The 20,272-nt window shown below is 60.8% G+C and carries 16 protein-coding genes; 3 read left to right on the top strand and 13 right to left on the bottom strand.

Annotated elements, in window-relative coordinates; all coding sequences use genetic code 11:
* Positions 1–32: 32 nt before the first annotated feature.
* Positions 33–1,604, bottom strand: coding sequence for a DUF2142 domain-containing protein (locus ACTJK0_RS02665; protein WP_440744129.1), 1,572 nt, complete (start codon positions 1,602–1,604; stop codon positions 33–35).
* A 433-nt stretch (positions 1,605–2,037) separates the two neighbouring features.
* On the opposite strand from ACTJK0_RS02665, the gene ACTJK0_RS02660 reads away from it, so the two are divergent.
* On the top strand, positions 2,038–2,514 hold the full coding sequence (locus ACTJK0_RS02660; protein WP_440744128.1) for a GtrA family protein: 477 nt from the start codon (positions 2,038–2,040) through the stop codon (positions 2,512–2,514).
* 208 nt (positions 2,515–2,722) lie between these two features.
* On the opposite strand, the gene ACTJK0_RS02655 is transcribed toward ACTJK0_RS02660, so the two are convergent.
* The 7 genes from ACTJK0_RS02655 to ACTJK0_RS02625 form a co-directional block, all read right to left on the bottom strand.
* Positions 2,723–4,420 carry a DUF2142 domain-containing protein gene (locus ACTJK0_RS02655; RefSeq protein WP_146228542.1) on the bottom strand — a complete coding sequence of 566 codons (1,698 nt, stop codon included), beginning with the start codon at positions 4,418–4,420 and terminating at the stop codon, positions 2,723–2,725.
* A complete protein-coding gene (locus ACTJK0_RS02650) occupies positions 4,417–5,478 on the bottom strand; it encodes a substrate-binding domain-containing protein (protein WP_440744127.1) in 1,062 nt (353 codons plus the stop codon). Before ACTJK0_RS02650 ends, ACTJK0_RS02655 begins: the two co-directional genes overlap by 4 nt.
* 69 nt (positions 5,479–5,547) lie before the next feature.
* Positions 5,548–7,521 (bottom strand): DUF6541 family protein, encoded by a 1,974-nt coding sequence (locus tag ACTJK0_RS02645; RefSeq protein WP_440744126.1) that lies wholly within the window; start codon positions 7,519–7,521, stop codon positions 5,548–5,550.
* Positions 7,518–8,750, bottom strand: a complete 1,233-nt coding sequence (locus ACTJK0_RS02640; RefSeq protein WP_110541111.1) for a polysaccharide biosynthesis C-terminal domain-containing protein — start codon at positions 8,748–8,750, stop codon at positions 7,518–7,520. Before ACTJK0_RS02640 ends, ACTJK0_RS02645 begins: the two co-directional genes overlap by 4 nt.
* A gap of 27 nt (positions 8,751–8,777) precedes the next feature.
* Entirely contained in the window at positions 8,778–9,821 is a 1,044-nt protein-coding gene (locus ACTJK0_RS02635; RefSeq protein WP_440744125.1) for a hypothetical protein, read from the bottom strand.
* A gap of 54 nt (positions 9,822–9,875) precedes the next feature.
* Positions 9,876–10,811: a glycosyltransferase gene (locus tag ACTJK0_RS02630; RefSeq protein ID WP_440744124.1), complete on the bottom strand. Its 936-nt coding sequence runs from the start codon at positions 10,809–10,811 to the stop codon at positions 9,876–9,878.
* A complete protein-coding gene (locus tag ACTJK0_RS02625; protein ID WP_440744147.1) occupies positions 10,811–11,530 on the bottom strand; it encodes a glycosyltransferase in 720 nt (239 codons plus the stop codon). Before ACTJK0_RS02625 ends, ACTJK0_RS02630 begins: the two co-directional genes overlap by 1 nt.
* A gap of 192 nt (positions 11,531–11,722) precedes the next feature.
* On the opposite strand from ACTJK0_RS02625, the gene ACTJK0_RS02620 reads away from it, so the two are divergent.
* Entirely contained in the window at positions 11,723–12,604 is an 882-nt protein-coding gene (locus ACTJK0_RS02620) for a glycosyltransferase family 2 protein (RefSeq protein ID WP_440744123.1), read from the top strand.
* An 86-nt stretch (positions 12,605–12,690) separates the two neighbouring features.
* Here ACTJK0_RS02620 and ACTJK0_RS02615 read toward each other — a convergent pair whose 3' ends face one another.
* Genes ACTJK0_RS02615 through rfbB form a run of 4 tightly spaced genes read right to left on the bottom strand, consistent with a single transcriptional unit; the run spans position 12,691 to position 16,240 of the window.
* Positions 12,691–13,077 carry a DUF2304 domain-containing protein gene (locus ACTJK0_RS02615; RefSeq protein WP_110541106.1) on the bottom strand — a complete coding sequence of 129 codons (387 nt, stop codon included), beginning with the start codon at positions 13,075–13,077 and terminating at the stop codon, positions 12,691–12,693.
* Between the two features lie 8 nt (positions 13,078–13,085).
* A complete protein-coding gene (locus ACTJK0_RS02610) occupies positions 13,086–13,811 on the bottom strand; it encodes a glycosyltransferase family 2 protein (RefSeq protein WP_110541105.1) in 726 nt (241 codons plus the stop codon).
* A complete protein-coding gene (locus ACTJK0_RS02605; RefSeq protein WP_440744122.1) occupies positions 13,808–15,238 on the bottom strand; it encodes a sugar nucleotide-binding protein in 1,431 nt (476 codons plus the stop codon). Before ACTJK0_RS02605 ends, ACTJK0_RS02610 begins: the two co-directional genes overlap by 4 nt.
* Positions 15,239–15,241: 3 nt before the next feature.
* Positions 15,242–16,240, bottom strand: coding sequence for a dTDP-glucose 4,6-dehydratase (gene rfbB / locus ACTJK0_RS02600; RefSeq protein ID WP_110541103.1), 999 nt, complete (start codon positions 16,238–16,240; stop codon positions 15,242–15,244).
* 55 nt (positions 16,241–16,295) lie between these two features.
* Between rfbB and rfbA the strand changes: the two genes are divergently transcribed.
* On the top strand, positions 16,296–17,165 hold the full coding sequence (rfbA, locus tag ACTJK0_RS02595; RefSeq protein WP_110541102.1) for a glucose-1-phosphate thymidylyltransferase RfbA: 870 nt from the start codon (positions 16,296–16,298) through the stop codon (positions 17,163–17,165).
* A 107-nt stretch (positions 17,166–17,272) separates the two neighbouring features.
* Here the strand turns inward: rfbA and ACTJK0_RS02590 are convergent, their stop codons facing one another.
* Complete coding sequence (locus tag ACTJK0_RS02590; protein ID WP_440744121.1) at positions 17,273–20,182, bottom strand: GH25 family lysozyme; 2,910 nt, start codon at positions 20,180–20,182, stop codon at positions 17,273–17,275.
* Positions 20,183–20,272: the final 90 nt, after the last annotated feature.

Raw genomic sequence — 20,272 nt, 5'->3', positions numbered from 1 at the left:
AAGTCGCCCCCAAATCTGTTGGGGGCGACTATTCATTTCGCCACCTTGGACATATTTCCCGGTGTTTGCGGTGCAAGCTGCGGCGTCATCAAGAGTCGGTAAAGACAGAGCCCGGCAATGGACAAGACGATCACGTAGGCAACGGCCAACCCTTGCCATGACATGGGAGGCTGCCACTGGGGTTCGAACATTTCAGTCCAGTTGATGTGGTCCCCATGTAACCCAACGGTGTATCGGCGCAACCCCTGCAAAAGGAGGTATGCGTGGGCCAGGACTCCCAGCACGAGACTCCAACGGATTAGCGAGGCGGACCAAGGCGATGGGTTGAATGGCCGGAACCGGACGGCCCTCCCCGAAACGAGAATCAGCAGAATTACAAGAGCCAGTGCATATCTGCCCTGCCAAATCCACCCCACTGTCTCGCTGGAACCCGCTTGAAGCACGGGAGGTACAGCGAGAACAGCAATAGTTGTCAGGGCCACCGGCCAGCGGAGTTTCACTGGCCGGGCCGTAAAGGCCAGCATGAGCAGCCAACCAAACCCAAGGACCCACGTGTAGACGACTGCTGCCGGGGGAGCGGTGTCAAGGGAACCCAGGACGCCTACATATTCGCGCATGTAACCCACTGTCCGATCCAGCATAAGGATGGCGGCCTCGTCGGCGGGCAGCGGAGGTGTCACAGCGAAGAGGCTGTCCAGGCTATGGGCAGTTAGGGTCCACCAGACGGCGAATAGGCATGAGACGCTGACTAAGACGACGGAGAGTTGAAACCTCTTAGCTTTCAGTAAGGCAAGCAGCGCAAACCGGGAATGACCAATAACGGCCGCCATAACTGCAAGTGCCAGCCACAGCAGTGAAAGCGGCCGGGTGTTGGCCAAAAGAATTCCCGAAATTACAACGATGGCGGTTGTCAACCAGCTGGGCCTGGACTTCCCCGCGTTCTCAAGCATTACGCAAAGGCCCATATAAAAAGCGCCCGTCGTTGCGATCTCCAACCCGTTGGGGTTCACTGCGCCGGAAAGGAAGAGGGCGGCGGGAGTCACGGAAACCGCTGAGGCAATTAGCATATATCGGCTTTTACGCATACAGCTCGCCGCGTAAAAGAAGGCAGCAAGGAAAAATGAGGTGACCCACGCACTGATAATACGCATTGCGTAAAGAGCAGGTTCGCCTGCAATACCCCGACTACCAAGCCCCACAATTGCGTAGTAGACGGGATTGTAATTCCCGGCCGAAGTCGTTGCTTTGACGGGCGTGCGGTCGGCACCGTCCGTGGGCTGGTAGCAGTTGGCCGTTATTTCAGGATGCGTAGCGTAACAGTTGAAGTTTTGGACTTCAGCGATGTACTTGGGAACCTCTACTGTCAATAGCTCTCCTTGTACTCCAGAGCTCGTCCCGCCGTACTGACCACGGGCAACAGCTGCTGCCTTGATCGTATGCGCTGCCTCGTCGGGAGCCGACATCAATGGGGATGCAAAGCACCAGACTGTGCTGGCCGCGCCAATAAGAAGCCACGCGATAAGAAGCACGTGAAGCTGTGACGGGACGGCGCTGAATTTGCGGACGGCGGATGTTGGTTTATGAAGGAGCAAGGAGGTTCGCATGGTGGTTTAAAGCATACGTGGAGCTTTACCAGGAATGAGCCCATTCCCACTTCACATGGCGGAGTCTGGCGCACGACGGCGGGGCGGGACCTGACCGCGAAAGGCCAAAGCTTCCCATCCTGGACTCATCCCATTATTTTCCGCTGCCCGGTCCTGTCGTTGCATCCCACGGAGATTCCAGGAGTTCCGTCGGAACAGCCGGGTCCTCATATGTACACAAGAATTCGGCCGTGCAAATCAACTGCCGTCAATTGGCCATCCGGCGCAAAGACCTGGACAACGGACTGGACGCCCTGCGTCCCCACGCGAATGGGCTTGCCCGCCATCCTTCATGGGCAAGGGTCAACGGGCCAGGCGTGATAGCTTTAAGGATGCGTGGAGGCGGGCTGTGCAGAGGCTGAACACTCCGCAACCATGAGAGGATAGCCCAACCGTGCCAACACCCCCGCCAGGCATGCCTTCGCCGCCGGAAACACCCGTTGAAGCTGTTCCAGCTGTTCCGGGGATCGTCATGGGACTCTACCGGCATCCGGTGGTCAGATTCCTGCTTGTTGGCGGCGTTTCTTTCGCCTTGGATCTTGGGCTGCTTGCCATCCTTCACGAGATCTTCGACGTCCCCCTCTGGATAGCCACTCCTATCGCATTTGTTGTGAGCCTCGTCTTCAACTTCCTCTTGCAGCGCCTGTTTACTTTCCGCGCCAACAACAGTGGCAGCATCAGCGCGCTGAAGTACATCCTGCTGGTGATCGTCAACATCGTGATCAGCGACCTCATAGTCACGGGGTTTGACGCTGTCGGCTGGACGTACGTCATTGGCAAGACAGCTGCCACCATCCTGACGACCGGGTGGAATTACTTCCTCTACCGGCACTGGATTTTCCGGCGTACACCGGAAGCTGCCCGCTCGTAAGGCAGCATGTGTGGCCCTCTGCGGGCTTGCAACTTCGCCGGCGGTGAGACAACTCCGAGTGGTGGTTGGTTTCCCTGGCCGCGCCCATGCTTGGCACAGGGGCCCACGGCGCTTTCCGCCTTGATTCTCTGGTGCTACGGCAGCGCCCATTACCTTTGAAAGCGTCACGACAAGGCGCCATGAACCGGCGGGAATGACTCCTGTCAGCCTAGTGTTCGTGCCGCAGGGTTCCGCCGGCACTCAATTGCGCGCCGGGTGCAGAAGGAGCACCTGACGGAGCAGGCTCCCGACCGATGGTTTCTTCTGCCTTGTCTGCCACAGGCCCTGCACTGGGCTGGATTCTGTTGCTCCGGGACAGGGTTCCCTTCGTCAGGGGAACTCCGGGGTGAAGATAACGGAACAGGAGCAAAGCTCCGGCCGCTGTCACTATCAGGTACAGGACAGTCAGGGGCAGCCAGCCCATGGGCGGCTGCCAGTGCGGTGACGAAAACAGGGTTTGCCAGTTGGCTATTTCGCTGATGCCGACGACATAGCGGCGCAGGACGTAGACAAAGGCCAGCGTGTGGCAGGCCACGATGAGCCAGAAGACGACCCGGGAAATTCGCAATGCCAGAGCGCCGCCGGGAAACCGCAGCTTCCGCAGGCCAAGCCCCACGCTGATGAACAGAACGACCACCAAGGGAAGCGTGTAGCGGCCCTGCCAAATGAATCCCATTCCGCGCCACAATGCGGTCTGCAGGAGCGCCGGGACCAGGTACAGCATGGCCAGCGCCACCCAGTAACCTGTCCAGTTGCGCAGAGGACGGACGCAGAAGGGGACCACAAGGCCTGCAATCATGAGGCCTCCCCAGACGAGCGCAACCAGTTCGGGGACCGGCGTGTCCAGCCAGCCCATCGTGCCGATGTATTGCGGGAAGAAGTCGTAAGTCTGGTCAAGCATGATTATGAAGCCCCTGTAAAGGGGGGCGTCGGGATGTGGGCTGGCAATACCTTCCGGAGCGACCCCCACGTTTGCGGGTCCGTTCGCTGCGATGTACATCCACAGCAGGCCCAGGAGGGCTCCCGGAACTGCCAGTGCCACCGCCGTCAGTACTCTTCGGTCACTGAAGACGGTCACGACCCTGCGCAGCTTGAATGAGCAAACTCCGATGATGAGGGCACAGAGCAACCACACCAGCGATATTTGCCGGGCATTTGCGAGCACCACTGTTGCGGCAGCGACGGTCGCCAGGGCGGGCAGCACGCGTTTGGTACCCCTTCGGTTGTCCAGGACGACGACGAAACCTGAGAAGGCAGCCATTGTGGCGGCAATCTCCAACGAGTTGGGGTTGATGCCCCCGCCGAGGAACAGAACCATGGGGGTCATGGCAAGGGCTGCGACGAGGACGGCGTACTTTGGTCGCCGCAGCTCTGTCAAGGCTGTGAACCCGGCGGCGAAGAACAGCGCGCACAGGAGTGCGCTGACGAGGCGCATGCCGTAGATTGCGGGGGCGCCGGACATAAACAGGGTAGGCAGCCCTACTATCCAGTAGTACATCGGGTTGTAGGAGCCGGCGGACGTTACACCAATGTTGGTGAAGGTGTCGTCGACGTAGATGGGCGCGGCGCAGTCGGCCGCCTGTGCCCTGTTGAACTTGTAGCAGCTTTGGGCGTGAAGACTGGCGATGTAGTTGGGAACGCGGACGTGCACACCGTGGCCGAATGAGGTGCCGTCCTCAACCAGGACCTGGCCCCGGACTACGGCTGCCGCCTTGATCGTGTGCGCCGGTTCGTCGGGGACGCCCATCAAGGGTGTTGCCAAGGCCCAGAGACCAAACAACAGGAAGAAGATCGCCGTCAGGAGCGCGAAGGTGGGAAGGGGCCGGGGAAGGGAACGTCCGCGAACACTTCTTAGCAATAAACTCACTGTCCGTCTCCAATTGCATTGACGAGGGCGCGCCCTTCGTTCACCGCCTTCTTGCTTGGCGACATGACGAAGGCGAATGCATTCGCGTTCTTTTGTGCTTCTTCGCTGAGTACGCTCTGACCGAATGAGCGGGCCAGCCGGCCCATTCGGTCATTGGTGTACTCCCTGCACATGTATATGTAGATAACGGTGCCCAGGCCATAACCCGAGCGCCCGTCGAGTGCCTGGGTGACGGCGTTCGATGACGCGGTTACGTTTCCCGTGGACACGGCGTCGACGACAGAGGATGCCTGCAGCCGCTGGGGCTTGCCGTCAAAGACAAGCTGGGCAGCGACGAACCTGTTCCCGATGATGCTTCCGTCAAGGATGGAGATGCCTCCGTTGGTGTCATCCAACTTGTTCGCGAGATCCAATGGGGGAGACGGTGTTTGCCCCTTTACACTGCCCGGCCAACGGTCCTGGGCAGCCGGATTCCAGTCGGTTCCCGCGTCCTTGAGGTAGGAATTAACTGGACGGGCAGTGTCCGCGGGCCCCTGCTGCACGAGAACAGTGATGGCAACGTCAGGAAGAACATTTTCCGGGTTCAGGGCCGCGATTCTGGGATCGTTCCAGCGGGTGATGCCCCCCTGCAGGATCGCCGCAAGGGTCTTGGCGTCCAGGATCATGTCGTTTACGCCCTTGAGCTTGATGGCAACGCCCACGGGCAGGACGCCGGCAGCCAGTGACATGGCCCCTTTGGTTGTGCACATGCCCCGGACCGCGGTAGCCTCGCTGTCCGTGAGCGGGGCGGATCCCACAGCGAACTGCGACTGCCCGTCCTGGAACGCTTTCAGCCCGGCCGCGGATCCGTCGGGGGAGTAGCTGACGTAGGTCCCCTTTACCGAGCTTCCCCACGACAGGCCCCATGCACTGACTGCTCCCTGGCCGGCGTTGCTTCCGATTCCGGTCAGGGCACCCTCGATGGTCCCCGGAGGCATGGTTGCGCATGCAGACAGGGGCAGGAGTGCGGACAGCAGGAGCGCGGCACTGATTTTAGTTCGTCGAGAAACGGGAATCACCTATCCAGCCTAATGGTCCGGCGCTCCAAGTAAGGGACACGGCTGACGCCACACCGGTGAACGCCCCAGTCATCCACAACTGGAAATCCGGTAGAGCCGTGCGTCCTGGCCTTGCGAATCCACGAGGGTCAATCCGTTGGCCTGTGCAAGGTTGGTCAGCGCCGGGTACTTTTCGGACCCTGGCAGGTCAATCAGGTACCGGGACCCGAAGTCCAGGACGTATTGCACGTTTTTATTGTGGAGGGCGGTGCAGACGGCAGGGTTGCCTGCTGCGTCTCCGAGCTTTTGATTGATGAGGTCAGTCTCCGGGTCGTCCGTTGAAAACAGATGTGTTGTCAGGACGCGGCGCCCGGTATAAGCGTAAGCGAGGGAGCTCCCGTTCCATGGATTGTCAGCTATGACTGCATCGGACGGGACGTGGGTTGGAATCCGCTGGATTAAAGCCAGCTCATCGGGTGTCAGGAGCTCCGATTGCTCGTCGAACCGGTAGACGGACGATGCGCCTTGGATGTAGTGGGCCAGCGGGCCTGCGAACGACGCGAGGAGGGCGAAGACCACCACAGCGGCCGTGGACAGTACTGTTTTCCCGTTCGCGCCTGTCCGGGCGATGGAGGCCTCCCAGGTGCGCCACGTCCGCGCTCCCCGGCACGAGCTTCGCGCGGAGTCCCATAAACGCAGACCTCCGATGACGGCAAGAGGGGTCAGAAAAAGGGGCAGGAGTGCGGCGAGGCGGTAGGTGTCCTGGTACCAGGTGCCGATCAGGATGTCCCGGATGCTGCCTTTCGGGAAAGACGCCGCAACGATATAGAGCCCTCCGAGTACGGCGTAGCAGGCAGCCATCCAGCGCCACTTCCGTACTTTGAAGGTGGTGAGGAGACCGTAGACCGACAGGATGGAAACCACCACGGCCGGTATGGCGGATTGCATCGTGCTGGCGGTGAGTATTTCCCCGACGGCGGCGCCCGGCTTCACGGTTGGTCCCCAGTTGTCATAGGGGGCAGGGCGCAGCTTCAACCACAGGACCGCGGCGACAGCGAGGATCCCGACGGTCCCGCCAAGGAACAGCCACGCTCCGGCGGGGTTCACCCGCCACATGTCCCTGCGCGGCATGATCCGCCACCACAAAATGGCCAGGATCGGAAGGGCAAGCGCCACCGTGATGTTGATGGAGCTCGTGTGGGCGAATGCGAGACCTGCCAGCGACAGCACCAGTGCCGCTGCCCAGCTGAGAAGTGGTTCCGTCCGTGTACGCCCGATGCGGACCAGCGCTGCGAGTTCCGCTATCACGACCGGCATCATGCTGAGGGCCATGGCGTAGGGGAAAAGAGGGCCCCAGACAATCATGAGGAACGGGAAGGCAACCTGGGTGCCGGCGACCACCGCGGTTATGATGAGGGCCGCCGGCCTGCGCGAGATGGTCTTCGTGACGAGGAACAGGCAGGAGGCTGGCCAGAGGAGCGCAACAATGACCAGGTTCAGGACGTTCTCTGCAGTAGGAATATCCACTGAAGCCAGCTGCACCAGGAGGGCTGCAAAGGAATGCCACGCCGCAGGGTAAACCGCGTCAAGGCCCTGCACTCCCTGAATCGAAGCCAGCGTCAGTGATGATGCGTTTCCAGTGTCGAGTATGAAGCGGATGGCATTGAGGTGAAACACATTATCGAAGACTTGTGAGGGGTGGTCGGGTGACCCCACAAGCTGGATGAAGCGCCATGTCATGGGCAGCGTCGCCAGGGCAAGCGCAGCGAAGGGAAGGACCGTCCGCCAGTTGGGGGTTCTCAGCCGCCAAGGGATGCGATGGGTCAGGACCAATGCCCCGGCGGCGAGAACCGCGCTGACGAGAAGATACGGCAGGATGTTCCAGGGCACGTGGAGGAGCCCGCCGAGAACTCCGGCAAGTCCGGCGGCTGCTGTTGAGAGCAGTGGGGCGATGCCAAGGATCCCGCCCAACCGGAACTTCAGGCAGGACGCGATGGCGGCACCGGGAACATACAGGAGCAGAATCGCGACCGCCGACGCCGGAAGAATGGTCAGCCAGTTCACGACGGTATTTCCTCAGTCCTGTCCTCCGGCGACGTCTCCCGCAGCAGCCGCATGATGGCGCGCAGCTGTATGAGGGTTACCGCAATCTCGCCCACCGCTAGCCCGAGCGCGCCGCCCGGGCCGCCCATCAGGTGCGCCAGGATGACCATGGCCGGGAGCCCGACAAGGGCCCCAGTAATGGTGCTGGAGAAAACCACCCGCATCTGTTTGGCAGGCACCAGCCAGTGCGCTCCCGTGGAAGTTGTCACACAGACGAGGAGGAACGACAAACCGAACCAGAAACAGGTCCAAAATTCAGCTGCGTAAGCTGCGCCAAATATGGTGGCGCTGACCCACGGGCCAAGGAGGGACAGGATCAGCCAGCCTGCTGCGCCCAGGACTGACAAAGCCAGAAGAGAGAACCTTCGCCGCTCCTTGTGGTCCGAGCCGAACTCGTTGACCCAGCCTTGAAGGCTGTTACCCAACGCGGCCGTGGCGAGTTGCCCAATGCGGTACAGCTTCTCCGCTGATACGAACGCAGCCAACCCGGAGGCGGAGACAGCAGCCTGCACCACAAGGACGGGGGTGGAAGCATACGCTCCTGCGGCGACGGTCACGCCCGCTCCGCCCCTCAGCTCCCAGATTTCCCGAATCACTGTGCGGGGAGTCAGCCCGTGGAAGTCCGCCCGTTGAGCGTGATCCTTGTTGAACCACAAGGTTCCTGCAAGGCCGAGCAGCAGCAGCGCCAGTGGGTAGAGGAAGATCCCGCCGGTCGCGAACAAGAGCGGGATGACGCCCAGAGTCGCGACCATACGGGGAATAACGTCATACTTTGCGATCCTGCCGGCGTGCCCCGTCGCTATGCAGTACCAGGCCGGAGTAAGCCCTGCCGCCGCCTGGGCACAGGCCATCAGGAAAGCGACCCAGAACTGCTCTTTAACGCCCGTCAACGAGAGGACGCCTGCCATAAGGGGAACGGCGCAGATAAAGACATAAAATCGGGTAACGAAACTGGTGGCGTAGAGTCGGCGGCGGGTAACGGCGTCGCTTTCTGAGGCGACGGCGGCAGGACCTGTCAATGGCCACCCGAGCCCGATGACAATTGCCGCGATTGCCCCTACAGCCTGGCCCACGGCCAGGGAATTCCAGGCCGGCGGTCCACCCACTGTGGCGATGATGGGCAAGAGGATAAATGACGCCAGCGAGGCGAGCAGGGGCAAACCGGCGAAAGCCGCGATTCTTTTGATCATGCCGTCGTCCCGGCCGTGGTGCGTCGGCTACACGTAGTCATAGGCATCCTTGCCCAGGCGGCCGTTGACGAAGACGTCCTCAACCTCCCGCTTGAACCTGGATCGTTCGTTGAGGATGGTTTCGCGGTAGCTGCCTTGTTTCGCCACTTCCTGCTCGAAGTTGGCGATGAGCCGCGGCAGCATGGCTGCAGCGGTGGCAACCTCGGTATCTCCCGGCGTGATCTTGTGTTCCCAGGGAATAGGAACGTCAGCGTAGAAGGCGCCGGATCCGCGACGGGCCACGACGGTCAGGGCGCCGGAAAGTGTTGCTTCCCGAGGCATGCGGTCTTTACCGGGGTGGTGCCCCAGGTCCAAATAAACGCCGCATTGCTGCAGGGTCGCAACAACCTCGGCGCGGGTCATACCAACGATTGGCTGCCACTCGATGGTGGGTGGACTCGCCGCCTTAACCGCATCGATGATGTGTCCGCCCTTGGCGGGATTGTAGGTCACCAGTTGGCGGTTACGCTCAGCGGTGGCCGCGGCCTGGAATTCCTCCGTGGGGGTGTAGTCGGAGACCAAGGAGGGCACGACGTCCAACCTGGTGGCAACAAAGGCCCACGCATAGGAGGACTGCACGAGGTGGATTACGTCCTTGTCGGTGCGCAGCTTTGCCGGGGTCACGCCGTTCTTCCACATCCGCGCGAAGGGGACTGCGGCTTCCTTGGCCTTTTCAAATAGGCCGGCCGTGCTCCGGTACCACATGCGTTCGGCCATGAAGGTCAGCGAGTTATCAATGCTGAGCCACCAGCACATGCGACGGGCCTGCTTGATATGGGACACCTCGTGGACGTAGGTCTCCGGATAGACCACCACGTTTTCGGCGGAATCGACGATTTCAGTTGCCTCCGGGGCATCGTAAATCCCGTACTGCTCCACGCGCTCATTGCCTGCCGTGTGCGGATGGGGGACCAGGTAGGCGTCCTGCCCGAGCTCACGCAGCATATCGACCAGCTGATGGAGCGCTTCGGGCCCTCCTGTGCGCAAGCCGCGGTGATAGAGGACAAAGATTGATCCTGAGTTGGTGGTCATGAGTATTCTTTCGATGTTGACCGGGCAGTTCAGAGGAATGAGGGGAACTGGCGCTTAGCGCAAGCGGGCGGCAAGGTCGTCGTCTATCTTGCCCATCCTTTGACGGAGTGCGTCCCGGATGCCGGCTGCAGCGGCAATCGCGTGCTTGCGTCTGTTGGGACCGAATCCGAAGCGCACAATGTTGCTTTGGATTTCCATGTAGATTCTGCGCAGAACCCAGGCCGGCTGTTTCAGGGCATATCGGCGTGCAAGTGTCAGCGAGTTGCGGGTGATGTAGTAGACCCGGAACGGCGCGTGGTAATAGATGTAGAGCTTCTTGGGGCCGATGTGCGCATGCCAGCCGAGCAGCTTCATCGGTCGTGAACTGCCGAGGCTGTGCTCGAGATTACAGCCCCGTCCTGCCAGTGCACGAAGTCCGTGCTCCCTGAGCCGCGCATTGAATTCAGAATCTACGCAATCGATGAAGAACCCTTCGTCGAAGAGGCCCACTGCATCAAACGTGCTTGCCCGCACCAAGGTGCCGCTGGTCATGGGGTCGAAAATCTGGGGCTCGTCCCGACTGCCCCACACCGGGAGGGAAATATGATTGTGCGACTCCGCGCACACCATCCCTACGCTTTGCGGGTCACGGGACGACGCAACGGTGGCCAGCGCCGCACCGACGTAGTCTCCCGTGAACCTGGAGTCCTGGTCCATGGTGACGATCCACTCCGGGTTCCAGCGCTCGAGTGCTTCCTTGATTCCTGTGTTCAGGGCACGGGCAATCCCGGAATTGGTGGCGAGGCGCAAGACAACCGCCCCCGCCTGCTCCATCTCTGCCAGGGCTTCTGACACGTCGTCGCGCGAGCCGTCGTCCACAACGACGACGTGGGCGACGAAGCGCAGCAGCCACTTCACGTTGGCGACATTTTCTGCCGCGGGGTTATAGGCCGATACAACTCCACACACGTTGGGGTGGGGACTCGTCGGCGTGGGCTCGGGCTGCACCATCACGCCTGCCTCGTCTGCCGGGAGCGTCGCACGGCAACGTAGACGTTCCGCAGGAAGGCAATCCGTGCCCGAAGTATTTTTGAGGCTGAGCGGATACCGTGGGGCGTCAGGTTCTCGCCGTGAAGTCTGTGCAGGATGGTGTCTTCTTCCATGTAGACGATGGAGCGGTTGACGTTGCCCACAGTTGCCAGCCACTGGTCGTGGGATTCATTCATGTAAGGCGGGAACGGCAGTGCCTGGGCCAGAAGGTTCCGCCGAACGGCCATTGCGCACCCCCAATGGAGCCGGTAGCCGACCACGATGCCCAAGAGGTTGCGCAAGTAGTGGGTCGAGTCCTTTGCACGTAAACGAATCTCATGGAATGAGCCGAGGGCTCCATCGAAGTGCCTGCAGTTACTCACCACCATGTTTTTGCCGTCCAGGGCCGAAATCATGCTCTCCACACGGCCCGGCAGCCAAACATCGTCCTGGTCCGAAAGGAAGACGAATTCTCCCCGTGCCTCCCCGAGGGCTCTTTCAAACGTTGCAACATACCCGCGGTTTTGTTCGGCATCGATCAGCCGGATGCGGGCATCCGGAACAGCGGCGACGAGGGCAGCAGTGTCGTCGGTGGAACAGTCGTTCACTACAACGATTTCGTCGTAGGGGCCGAGTTCAGGAAGGATCGAATCGATCTGCTCCCTGATATGGCGCGCGCCATTGTAGGCAGCCATGCACACGCTGATGCGCGGCTGGGTGGTTGTGGGCTCCAAAAGTAATTCTCCTCACTCCGGGCGGTGCCAGCGGGGCGGGCAGGACCCCATGCAGTCTAGCAAGCCATGCCTGACGGGCCCGACAGGGGCCGGTCAACTATAATCGTGGGGAAGCCGCCGAGTTCTTCGAGCGGAGCCCACGGAAGGAATCCCAGGTCCATGACCGTTGACGTAATGCTGCCCTACTACGGCGATGTCGATCAGATGAAGCTCGCAGCCCGAAGCGTGATGAACCAGGAGAACGAAGACTGGCGGCTCATCGTGATCGACGATGGCTATCCGGACCCCGAGCCGGAACGCTGGTTCTCGACGATTACTGACCCTCGCGTTACGTACCTCAAGAACGAGAAAAACCTGGGTGCCAACGGCAACTATAAGAAGGCCCTGACCATGGTCGAGGCGCCTTACGTGGTCATCATGGGTGCAGACGACGTCATGCTGCCCAACTACCTGGACGTGGTAGTGGACGCATTCGAGACCTATCCGCATGCCAGTGTCGTCCAGCCCGGGGTCCAGGTCATCGATGAAAAGGGCATTGCCCGCATCCCTTTGGCTGATGCAGTCAAAAAGGCCTACGCGCCGAAGACCCGCGAGCGGATTGAGCTCAAGGGTGAGCAGATGGCTACCAGCCTGGTACGTGCTGACTGGGCATACTTTCCGTCGTTGGCCTGGCGGTCGGAGACCATCGTGCGGATCGGCTTCACGGACGGCCTGGACGTCGTCCAGGACCTGGCCCTGCTGCTGGACATAGCGGCGGAAGGCGGCTCCCTTATCGTGGACCCCACATTGTCGTTCCTGTACCGCAGGCACTCGGCCTCAGATTCATCCGTGCGTGCCCTGGACGGGCGGCGCTTTGACGAAGAGCGGCGCTTCTTTGAAGGGCAGGCCGCCCGTTTCAAGGAACTGGGCTGGAACCGCGCTGCCCGCGCAGCGTCCTTCCACACCACCTCGCGGCTGAACGCTGCGTCCTTGGTGGTCAAGTCTGTGGCCATGGGCAAGGTGGACTCCCTCCCGCGGCTGGCAAAGCACATCTTCGGCTGACCGATCGCATAGGAAAGGGAGCGCCCCGCGGGGGTCGCTCCCTTTTTTGTTTGGTCCGCCTGGCCAGGCCCGGGCAAATCCTCCTGCTACGCAGCGGGGCCGGCAGTACCGTCCTGTCGCGGGTGCGAACCGACGCTCTGCTGCAACGCCGAAAGCTCAACCTTCAACAGGGCCACCTCCTCGCAAAGAATGCGCACCTCGTCTTCGGCCTGCGACTGCTCACGGGACAAGTGAAGGCATACCCCGACAAGGAGGACCAGCGTGGTGATGAAGAGGAGGTTCGCGGGGACCTGGATTCCGAGCAGGCCACTGGCTTGCTCAAGCAGCGCGGGAAAAGCGGCCAGCAGCAGCGTGCCTATGCCGATGACGATCCAGAGAACGGCGTATTTCTCGCGCAGCTTCTGCCGCCGCAGCATTTCGAAGACGAAGAAGAGAATCGCCACGACGACGATGGAGCCCATAAGGAGGGACATGTGGATTCCTAGTTGGTCGAAGGTGTGGACTTCTTGCGCGTCAGCGCGAACAAGAGCGCCATCCCTGAGCGGCCAAGGTAGATGGCGGCCTTGATGGGGTCATGGCTCGGGGTGCCTCCCTGACGCTCCCTCATTGAAACGCCGACCTGGCGGACAGTGCAGCCTGAGCGGATCGCCACGACCAACGAATCGATCGTGTCGCCCAGGTACTCGGCGGGATAATGGTCCAGGTATTGGCGGATCGCTTTGGTGTTCGCTGCGCGGAATCCGGAGGTCACGTCGGTGAGCTTGGTCCGTGCCAGCCGGGATATTGTCCACGCCAGCACGTTCATCGCCCACTTTCGGGGGCCGCGAACGGTGTAGTTGCCCGCATCAGCGAACCGTGCACCGATGGCGATATCGGCCTCCCGCAATCCATCGAGGACTGCTTTGATGTCCCGGGGGTCGTGTTGTCCATCCGCGTCCACTTGGATGACCTGCCGGTACCCATGCATCTGGGCATATTTGAAGCCAGTCCTCATGGCACCACCGACTCCCATGTTGAACGGCAACTGCACAACTGTGGCGCCGGCTGCGCGTGCCACCCGGGCAGTGTCGTCACGGGAGCCGTCGTCAACCACCAACACGTCGCATGCCGGTCCGAACTCAAAGACTTCCGCAATGGTGTTGCCGATGGCTTCGGACTCATTCCAAGCCGGCATGATGACCAGGGTGTCGTGGCGTGCTTCGGTCATGCTGAATGTCCGCTCGTGATCGAGTTAACGTACTCGGTCAGGCGCGACCCAGCTGGCGGTGCTTCGAATCCGGCAGCCCTGATCTTGGAAAGGTCCAAGACACTGTTCAGCGGTCGGGGCGCAGCATCCTTTCCCTCGAAGTATTCCTTGGTGCTCACGCCCGTTACGGCGGTCCTGCTTTTGCCTGACAATTCGTAGACGTCGGCTGCGATGTCCGCCCACGACTGCGGGTCACCGTCGTTGCTCAGGTTGTACGTGCCATATTCCGCGCCGGAGTCCAGCAGATGCCGGATACCCGCCGCGATGTCGTCGGTGAAACTGAGCCGACCGTACTGGTCGTTCACCACAGAAGGCTCTACTCCGCGCGACGCGAGCGAGGCCATGGTGCTTACGAAGTTGGCACCGTCCCCAATCACCCAACTCGTGCGGACGATGTAGTGCCGGGGGACCACGCTGACGACTGCATCGCCGGCTGCTTTGGTTTGCCCGTAAACACCAAGCGGCGTCAGCGCTTCAGACTCTGCATGGACTTCCTTTGCGCCGTCGAAGACGTAGTCAGAGGACACGTGTACCAAGGTGAGGCCGTGCTCAATGGCAATCCGTGCAAGTTGCGTCAACGCCGTCACGTTTGTGGCCCAGGCGGCCGCCCGGCCTTCGGAAGTCTCGGCAGCATCCACTGCTGTGTAGGCTGCCGCATTAATGACAGTGGAATAGTTCTTCCAGTTGCGGTCCTCAAAAGCGTCCGGGCTGCCGAGGTCGAACTCACTGCGCGATGCAAACTCAACGGAACTTTCGCCGTCGTACTTCTTCCGCAGTGCCTTACCCAGCTGGCCGTTGGCCCCGATCACGAGGGTCTTCTTCGGTGGCATGGGCACGACGTCCGCGAGGCGGGGGTGCGCCTTGTCCTTGTCGGACAGTTCGGCGTCGGAGAGCGGGATGGGCCATTCGATAGCTACGGTTTCGTCCGCAAGGTTCAGGAAGGTGTACTGACCCTGCGCGTCCGCGGACCAGTGGTCGTTCACAAGGTAGGTGTAAGCCGTATTGTCCTCGAGCGTCTGAAAGGCATTGCCCACGCCGCGGGGAATGAAGATGGCCTGGCTGGGGTCAAGTTCGGCCGTGAAGACCGTGCCGAACGAAGGTCCTTCACGGAGGTCGACCCAGGCTCCAAAGATTCGGCCTGTGGCAACCGAAATGAACTTGTCCCACGGCTCGGCATGGATCCCGCGGGTGGTTCCGGCCTTCTCGTTAAAGGAGATGTTGTTCTGAACGGGGCGGAAGTCAGGCAGCCCGAGCGGCACCATCTTCTCCCGCTGCCAGTTCTCCTTGAACCATCCCCGGTTGTCACCGTGGACCGGAAGATCATACAGAACGACGCCGGGAATGGGTGTTTCGTGGGCAGCAAGCTTTTTCGAAAACTCCAAAGACATGGGTTACTGTCCCTGTTCCTTGTACTTCGCTTCTGTAGCGGCCTTCTGCGGGCGCCACCAGTCCTCGTTATCGCGGTACCAAGCAATGGTGGCTTCGATGCCTTCGTCGAAGTTGGAGAACTGCGGCTCCCACCCAAGCTCATTGCGCAATTTGGTGGAGTCAATGGCATAGCGCAGGTCGTGCCCGGGCCGGTCGATAACGTGGTCGTAGGCATCCGCGGCTTGGCCCATGTGCTTGAGGATAAGTTCAACGACCTCTTTGTTGTTCTTCTCCCCGTCGGCCCCGATCAGATAGGTCTCGCCGATTTTGCCCTTGGCGATGATCGCCAGCACGGCCGAGGAATGGTCGTTGGCGTGGATCCAGTCCCTGACGTTCTCACCCTTGCCATAGAGCTTGGGGCGGATCCCGTCGATAACGTTCGTGATCTGGCGGGGAATGAACTTCTCCACGTGCTGGTAAGGACCGTAGTTGTTGGAGCAGTTGCTGATCGTTGCCTGGAGGCCGAAAGAGCGTACCCATGCCCTTACCAGGAGATCGGAACCCGCCTTGGTGGACGAGTACGGGCTTGACGGGTTGTACGGCGTCTGCTCGGTAAAACGCTCGGGGTCATCCAACTCCAGGTCGCCGTAGACCTCGTCTGTGGAGATGTGGTGAAAGCGCTTGTTGTGCTTGCGTGCTGCTTCGATCAGGGTATACGTGCCGATGATATTGGTGTCCAGGAACGGGCGCGGATCGTGGAGTGAATTGTCGTTGTGCGACTCGGCAGCGTAGTGAACCACGACGTCGGAACCGGCGACGAGACCGTCGACAACGGACGGATCCGCGATATCGCCTTGAACAAAGGTGAACCGTTCCTGCGGAAGTCCCTGCAGTGACTCAAGGTTGCCTGCGTAAGTCAGCTTGTCCAAAACGGTGACGTGGTCTTCGGTGTTTTCCAAAACGTAGTGGACAAAGTTTGAGCCAATGAAGCCGGCACCGCCGGTAACAAGAAGTCGCTGCATAATTCCCAAGACTACCGGATTTGCCGCTGCTCTTAGCTAAAGGAAAGATGGGTGCATGCGCGGAATAATACTCGCCGGCGGTACCGGCTCGAGGCTCCACCCCATCACCTTGGGCGTCAGTAAGCAGCTGGTCCCGGTATACGACAAACCAATGATCTACTACCCGCTCTCCACCTTGATCCTCGCGGGCATCCGGGACATCCTTATTATCACCACGCCCCATGATGCGGAACAGTTCGAACGGCTCCTCGGTGATGGCTCCCGCTTTGGCGTCTCTATCACCTACAAGCAGCAGCCTTCTCCCGATGGCCTCGCCCAAGCGTTTGTGCTGGGTGCCGAGCACATTGGCGACGACACCGTTGCCCTTGTCCTGGGAGACAACATCTTTTACGGACAGGGTATGGGCACGCAGCTGCGCCGTTTTGAAGATATAGACGGCGGAGCCGTTTTTGGGTACTGGGTGGCAGACCCTAAAGCGTATGGAGTGGTGGAGTTCGACTCCACAGGCAAGGCCATCTCGCTTGAGGAGAAGCCGGAGAGGCCGAAGAGCCATTACGCTGTGCCGGGCCTTTACTTCTATGACAATGACGTCGTGGAAATTGCCCGGAATCTCAAGCCTTCGGCAAGGGGCGAACTTGAGATCACCGACGTTAACCGCACGTACCTGGAGCGCGGGAAACTGCAGGTGGAAATTCTCCCGCGAGGGACGGCCTGGCTCGATACCGGTACTTTCAACGATCTCAACGACGCGTCCAACTTTGTTCGCACTACCGAGAACCGCCAAGGGTTGAAGATCGGGGCGCCTGAGGAAATTGCCTGGCGGCTGGGTTTCCTGACAGATGACGAGCTCAGGGAACGGGCCGAACCCCTGGTGAAAAGTGGCTACGGGTCGTACCTCATCGATTTGCTTGAGTACGGTCACTGACTACCCGAACACGGCATGTGCCGGGATTGACCGCAAATAAGTGAAGGGCCTGAGCCCGGTGGATACCGGGTTCAGGCCCTTTCTTATGTCGCAGGTAGTTGTCGCAGTCAGTTAAGGCGAATTGTCGCTCCGCCTGCTGCCGTCCAGCTTATGCTGCCGCCCTGGAAGGTCTGGCTGCAGGCCGTCTTGTCGGAGGAACAGGTTTGGCCGCCCGTGGGGTACGCGAGTTGGCCGTTTTCGAATCCCTGGCTTGCCCAGCGCTGCTGGATGGGCCCGGGCAGCATCAATTGCGCCCCGCTCGTTGCGGACCACATCACGGTTCCCTTTTCGAAATTCTCGAAGCATCCACCGTTCCTCAGCCCGCAAATGGCTTCGCTGGTGGGATACCCGAGGGATCCGTTCTCGTATCCCGTGGTGGCCCAGCGATCCCTGATAGGCGTCGACATCATGGCCTGCGCTCCCGTGGAGTACGAGTACATGATGGTCCCCTTGGCGAAGTTCTGGAAGCATCCGCCATTCCTGAGGCCACAGATTTGTGCACTGACTGGATAGCCGAGCTTTCCGCCCTCGTAACCGGTGCTTACCCATTCGTCCCGGACAGGGCCGAACATGACAGCATTCGCGCCGGATTGGGGGGACCACATTGCTGTTCCATTGAAGTAGTTTTGGAAGCATCCGCCGTCCACCAAACCACAAATCACATTGGAGGCCGGATAGCCAAGGACACCGTTCTCGAAGCCCGTCTTTTGCCAGAGGTCCCTGATGGGACCCACGAGGCTCGGCTGTGCACCGGTCTGAGGAGAGTACATCAGTGCTCCACCGGCAAACATTTGGAAACACCCACTGTCCTTCAGTCCGCAGTATTGTGTGGATGTCGGATATCCCAGGCTTCCGGATCCCCAGCCCAGGCGCTCCCATCCTGCGGCCATTGGGCCGGCAGCTACCGTTTGCGGGGCAGTCGTTGCCGAGTAGGCTACAACGCCCTGCTCGAACGACTGCCGGCACTCCGTCTGAACTGCCCCGCAACTTGCCCGGCTGGTGGGATAGCCGAGCCGGCCATTTTCGAATCCGGACTTCCCCCAGTAATCCAGGATTTTGCCCGTCAGTGCGTAGGCACCGGTGGTGGGCGAGAACATCACTGTCCCGCTTTGGAAGAGCTGATAGCAACCACCGCCCCGGAGCCCGCACACCTCCCCTGCGACGGGGAATCCGATGGGTTCACCATTACTGCGGGCAGTTTTCCAGGCTTCGCCGATACCCATGAAGACGGGCCAGGCGCCGGATGTGGGCGTCCACCCGATGACTCCACCGCTGAAGTTTTGAGTGCAGGAAGACGTGGTGCAGAGGGCCTCGCCGTTCGGGTATCCGAGCAGGCCATTTTCGTACCCTGCGCGCGCCCATGCATCCAGAATTGGACCTGTCCTGACTAGCCGTGCTCCGGTTGTCGGACTCCAGAGAACCGAGCCTGCCTGGAAGAGCTGGAAGCAGCCCCCGGACTTGAGTCCGCAGGTTTGATTGCTCAGGGGATAACCCAGTCCACCGTTTTCGTAACCCTGCGCCGCCCAGTAATCCCGGATCGCGCCGAATGGTACTTGTGCAGCCACCGTACCCGGCGACCACATTATTGACCCGCCCTGGTAGTTCTGGAAGCATCCGTTGTTCTTGAGCCCGCAGATGACGCCGGAAACCGGGTAGCCCATCTGTCCGTTCTCGTAACCGCCGGCAGCCCACGCGTCCCGTATCGGCCCAATAAGGCTAGGCTGCGCGCCCGTTGACGGTGACCACATCACAATGCCTGTCTCATACCCCCGGAAACAGCCCCCGTCCCGGAGTCCACAGACGGTCTCCGAGGTCTGTGCTTTTAGGGACGGCATTGAGGCGCGAAGGGCATCTATGGCGCGGATGGCTGCCGGTGGAATTCCGCTGGAAGCAAATGCTTTGAGGCCTGCGTAGTCGCCGTTCCAGACATTGGAGTCACCCGCGAACGGCCCGGTGCTGCTGTACTGCCAGATGCTGTAGGTGCCCCAGCTCCCCGTCGGAATGGCGCCGGCGTCGTTCGTGGCCGAGTAGGGGTAAGCAGCGACCCAAAGCGGATATTCCCCGAGACCGGTGGGGTTGCCTAGGCACTGGTTCCACCAACTCGTATTCGTGTAGATGACGGGTAGTCTTCCGGTCAGCGACTGCATGGTATTGCCAAAATCCTGGACCCAGGAGGTCAGCTGAGCCTGGGACATGCCGTAGCAGGTGTCGCCGAAGTAGAAGCCGTTGATGGTCCGGCCCTCATAGGGGTTGAACTCGAAGTCAAGAACCGGCGGCATTGTGTAGCCATCCCCGGACCATCCGCCGCCGTTCTGGACAAAGTAGCGTGCCTGGTCGGCGCCGGAGGACCAGTTGGGGATGGCGAAGTGGTAGGCGCCCCGGATCATGCCAACGTTTCGCGCGCCCTGATACTGAGCTCCGAACAGGTCATTGGTGAAGTAGTTTCCCTCCGAAGCCTTCACGTAGGCGAACCTTGCACCCATGTTCCACTGCTGCTGCCAGTCGACGTTGGTCTGGTGTCCGCTGACGTCCAGTCCCTGTACGCCGAAGGAGGGCATCCACGTGCCCTCTGTTGCAAGCGATTCCGCATTCAGCTTCTGAACAGCGCCCGACGGGGACGCCGAGGTCACCCGCTTGGACCGTTGTCCCATCTCCGCTCCACCGGGGCCGATTGCCTGGGCCATCGATTGCGCAGCTGCCGTTGTCGGCGAAGAGGCTGCAGGGGAAGGCTGTGGGGAGGACGTCGTTGTCGGTGCCGGTGCGGGAACTGTTGGTGCCGGTCCGGGAGTTGTTGGTGTGGGGGACGGCGTTGGGGTCGCAACCGGCGAAGCGGCGGCAGTCTGCGAGGGTGCCGGACTGGGCTCGACAGCGGAAGCGGCTCCCGTTAGGCCAGGGCCGATCAGCAACGAGACAGCCAATAGGCCAGCCCCGAAGGACGTCATGATTGGGCGACGGGACTGAGACAGGTTCCGCTTCATATGTGCTCCGGAGACAATGCGGCGCTCCCCAAAGCGCCTCTTTGGATACTGCTCAGGCGAATTCCCCCAGGAAGGCACCTGATAGTGCTA

The organism is Paenarthrobacter sp. 22069 (genome assembly GCF_052046035.1).
Taxonomy (GTDB): domain Bacteria; phylum Actinomycetota; class Actinomycetes; order Actinomycetales; family Micrococcaceae; genus Arthrobacter.
The sequence above is the reverse complement of the archived record's forward strand: the minus strand, read 5'-3'. Positions and strand labels throughout refer to the sequence as shown.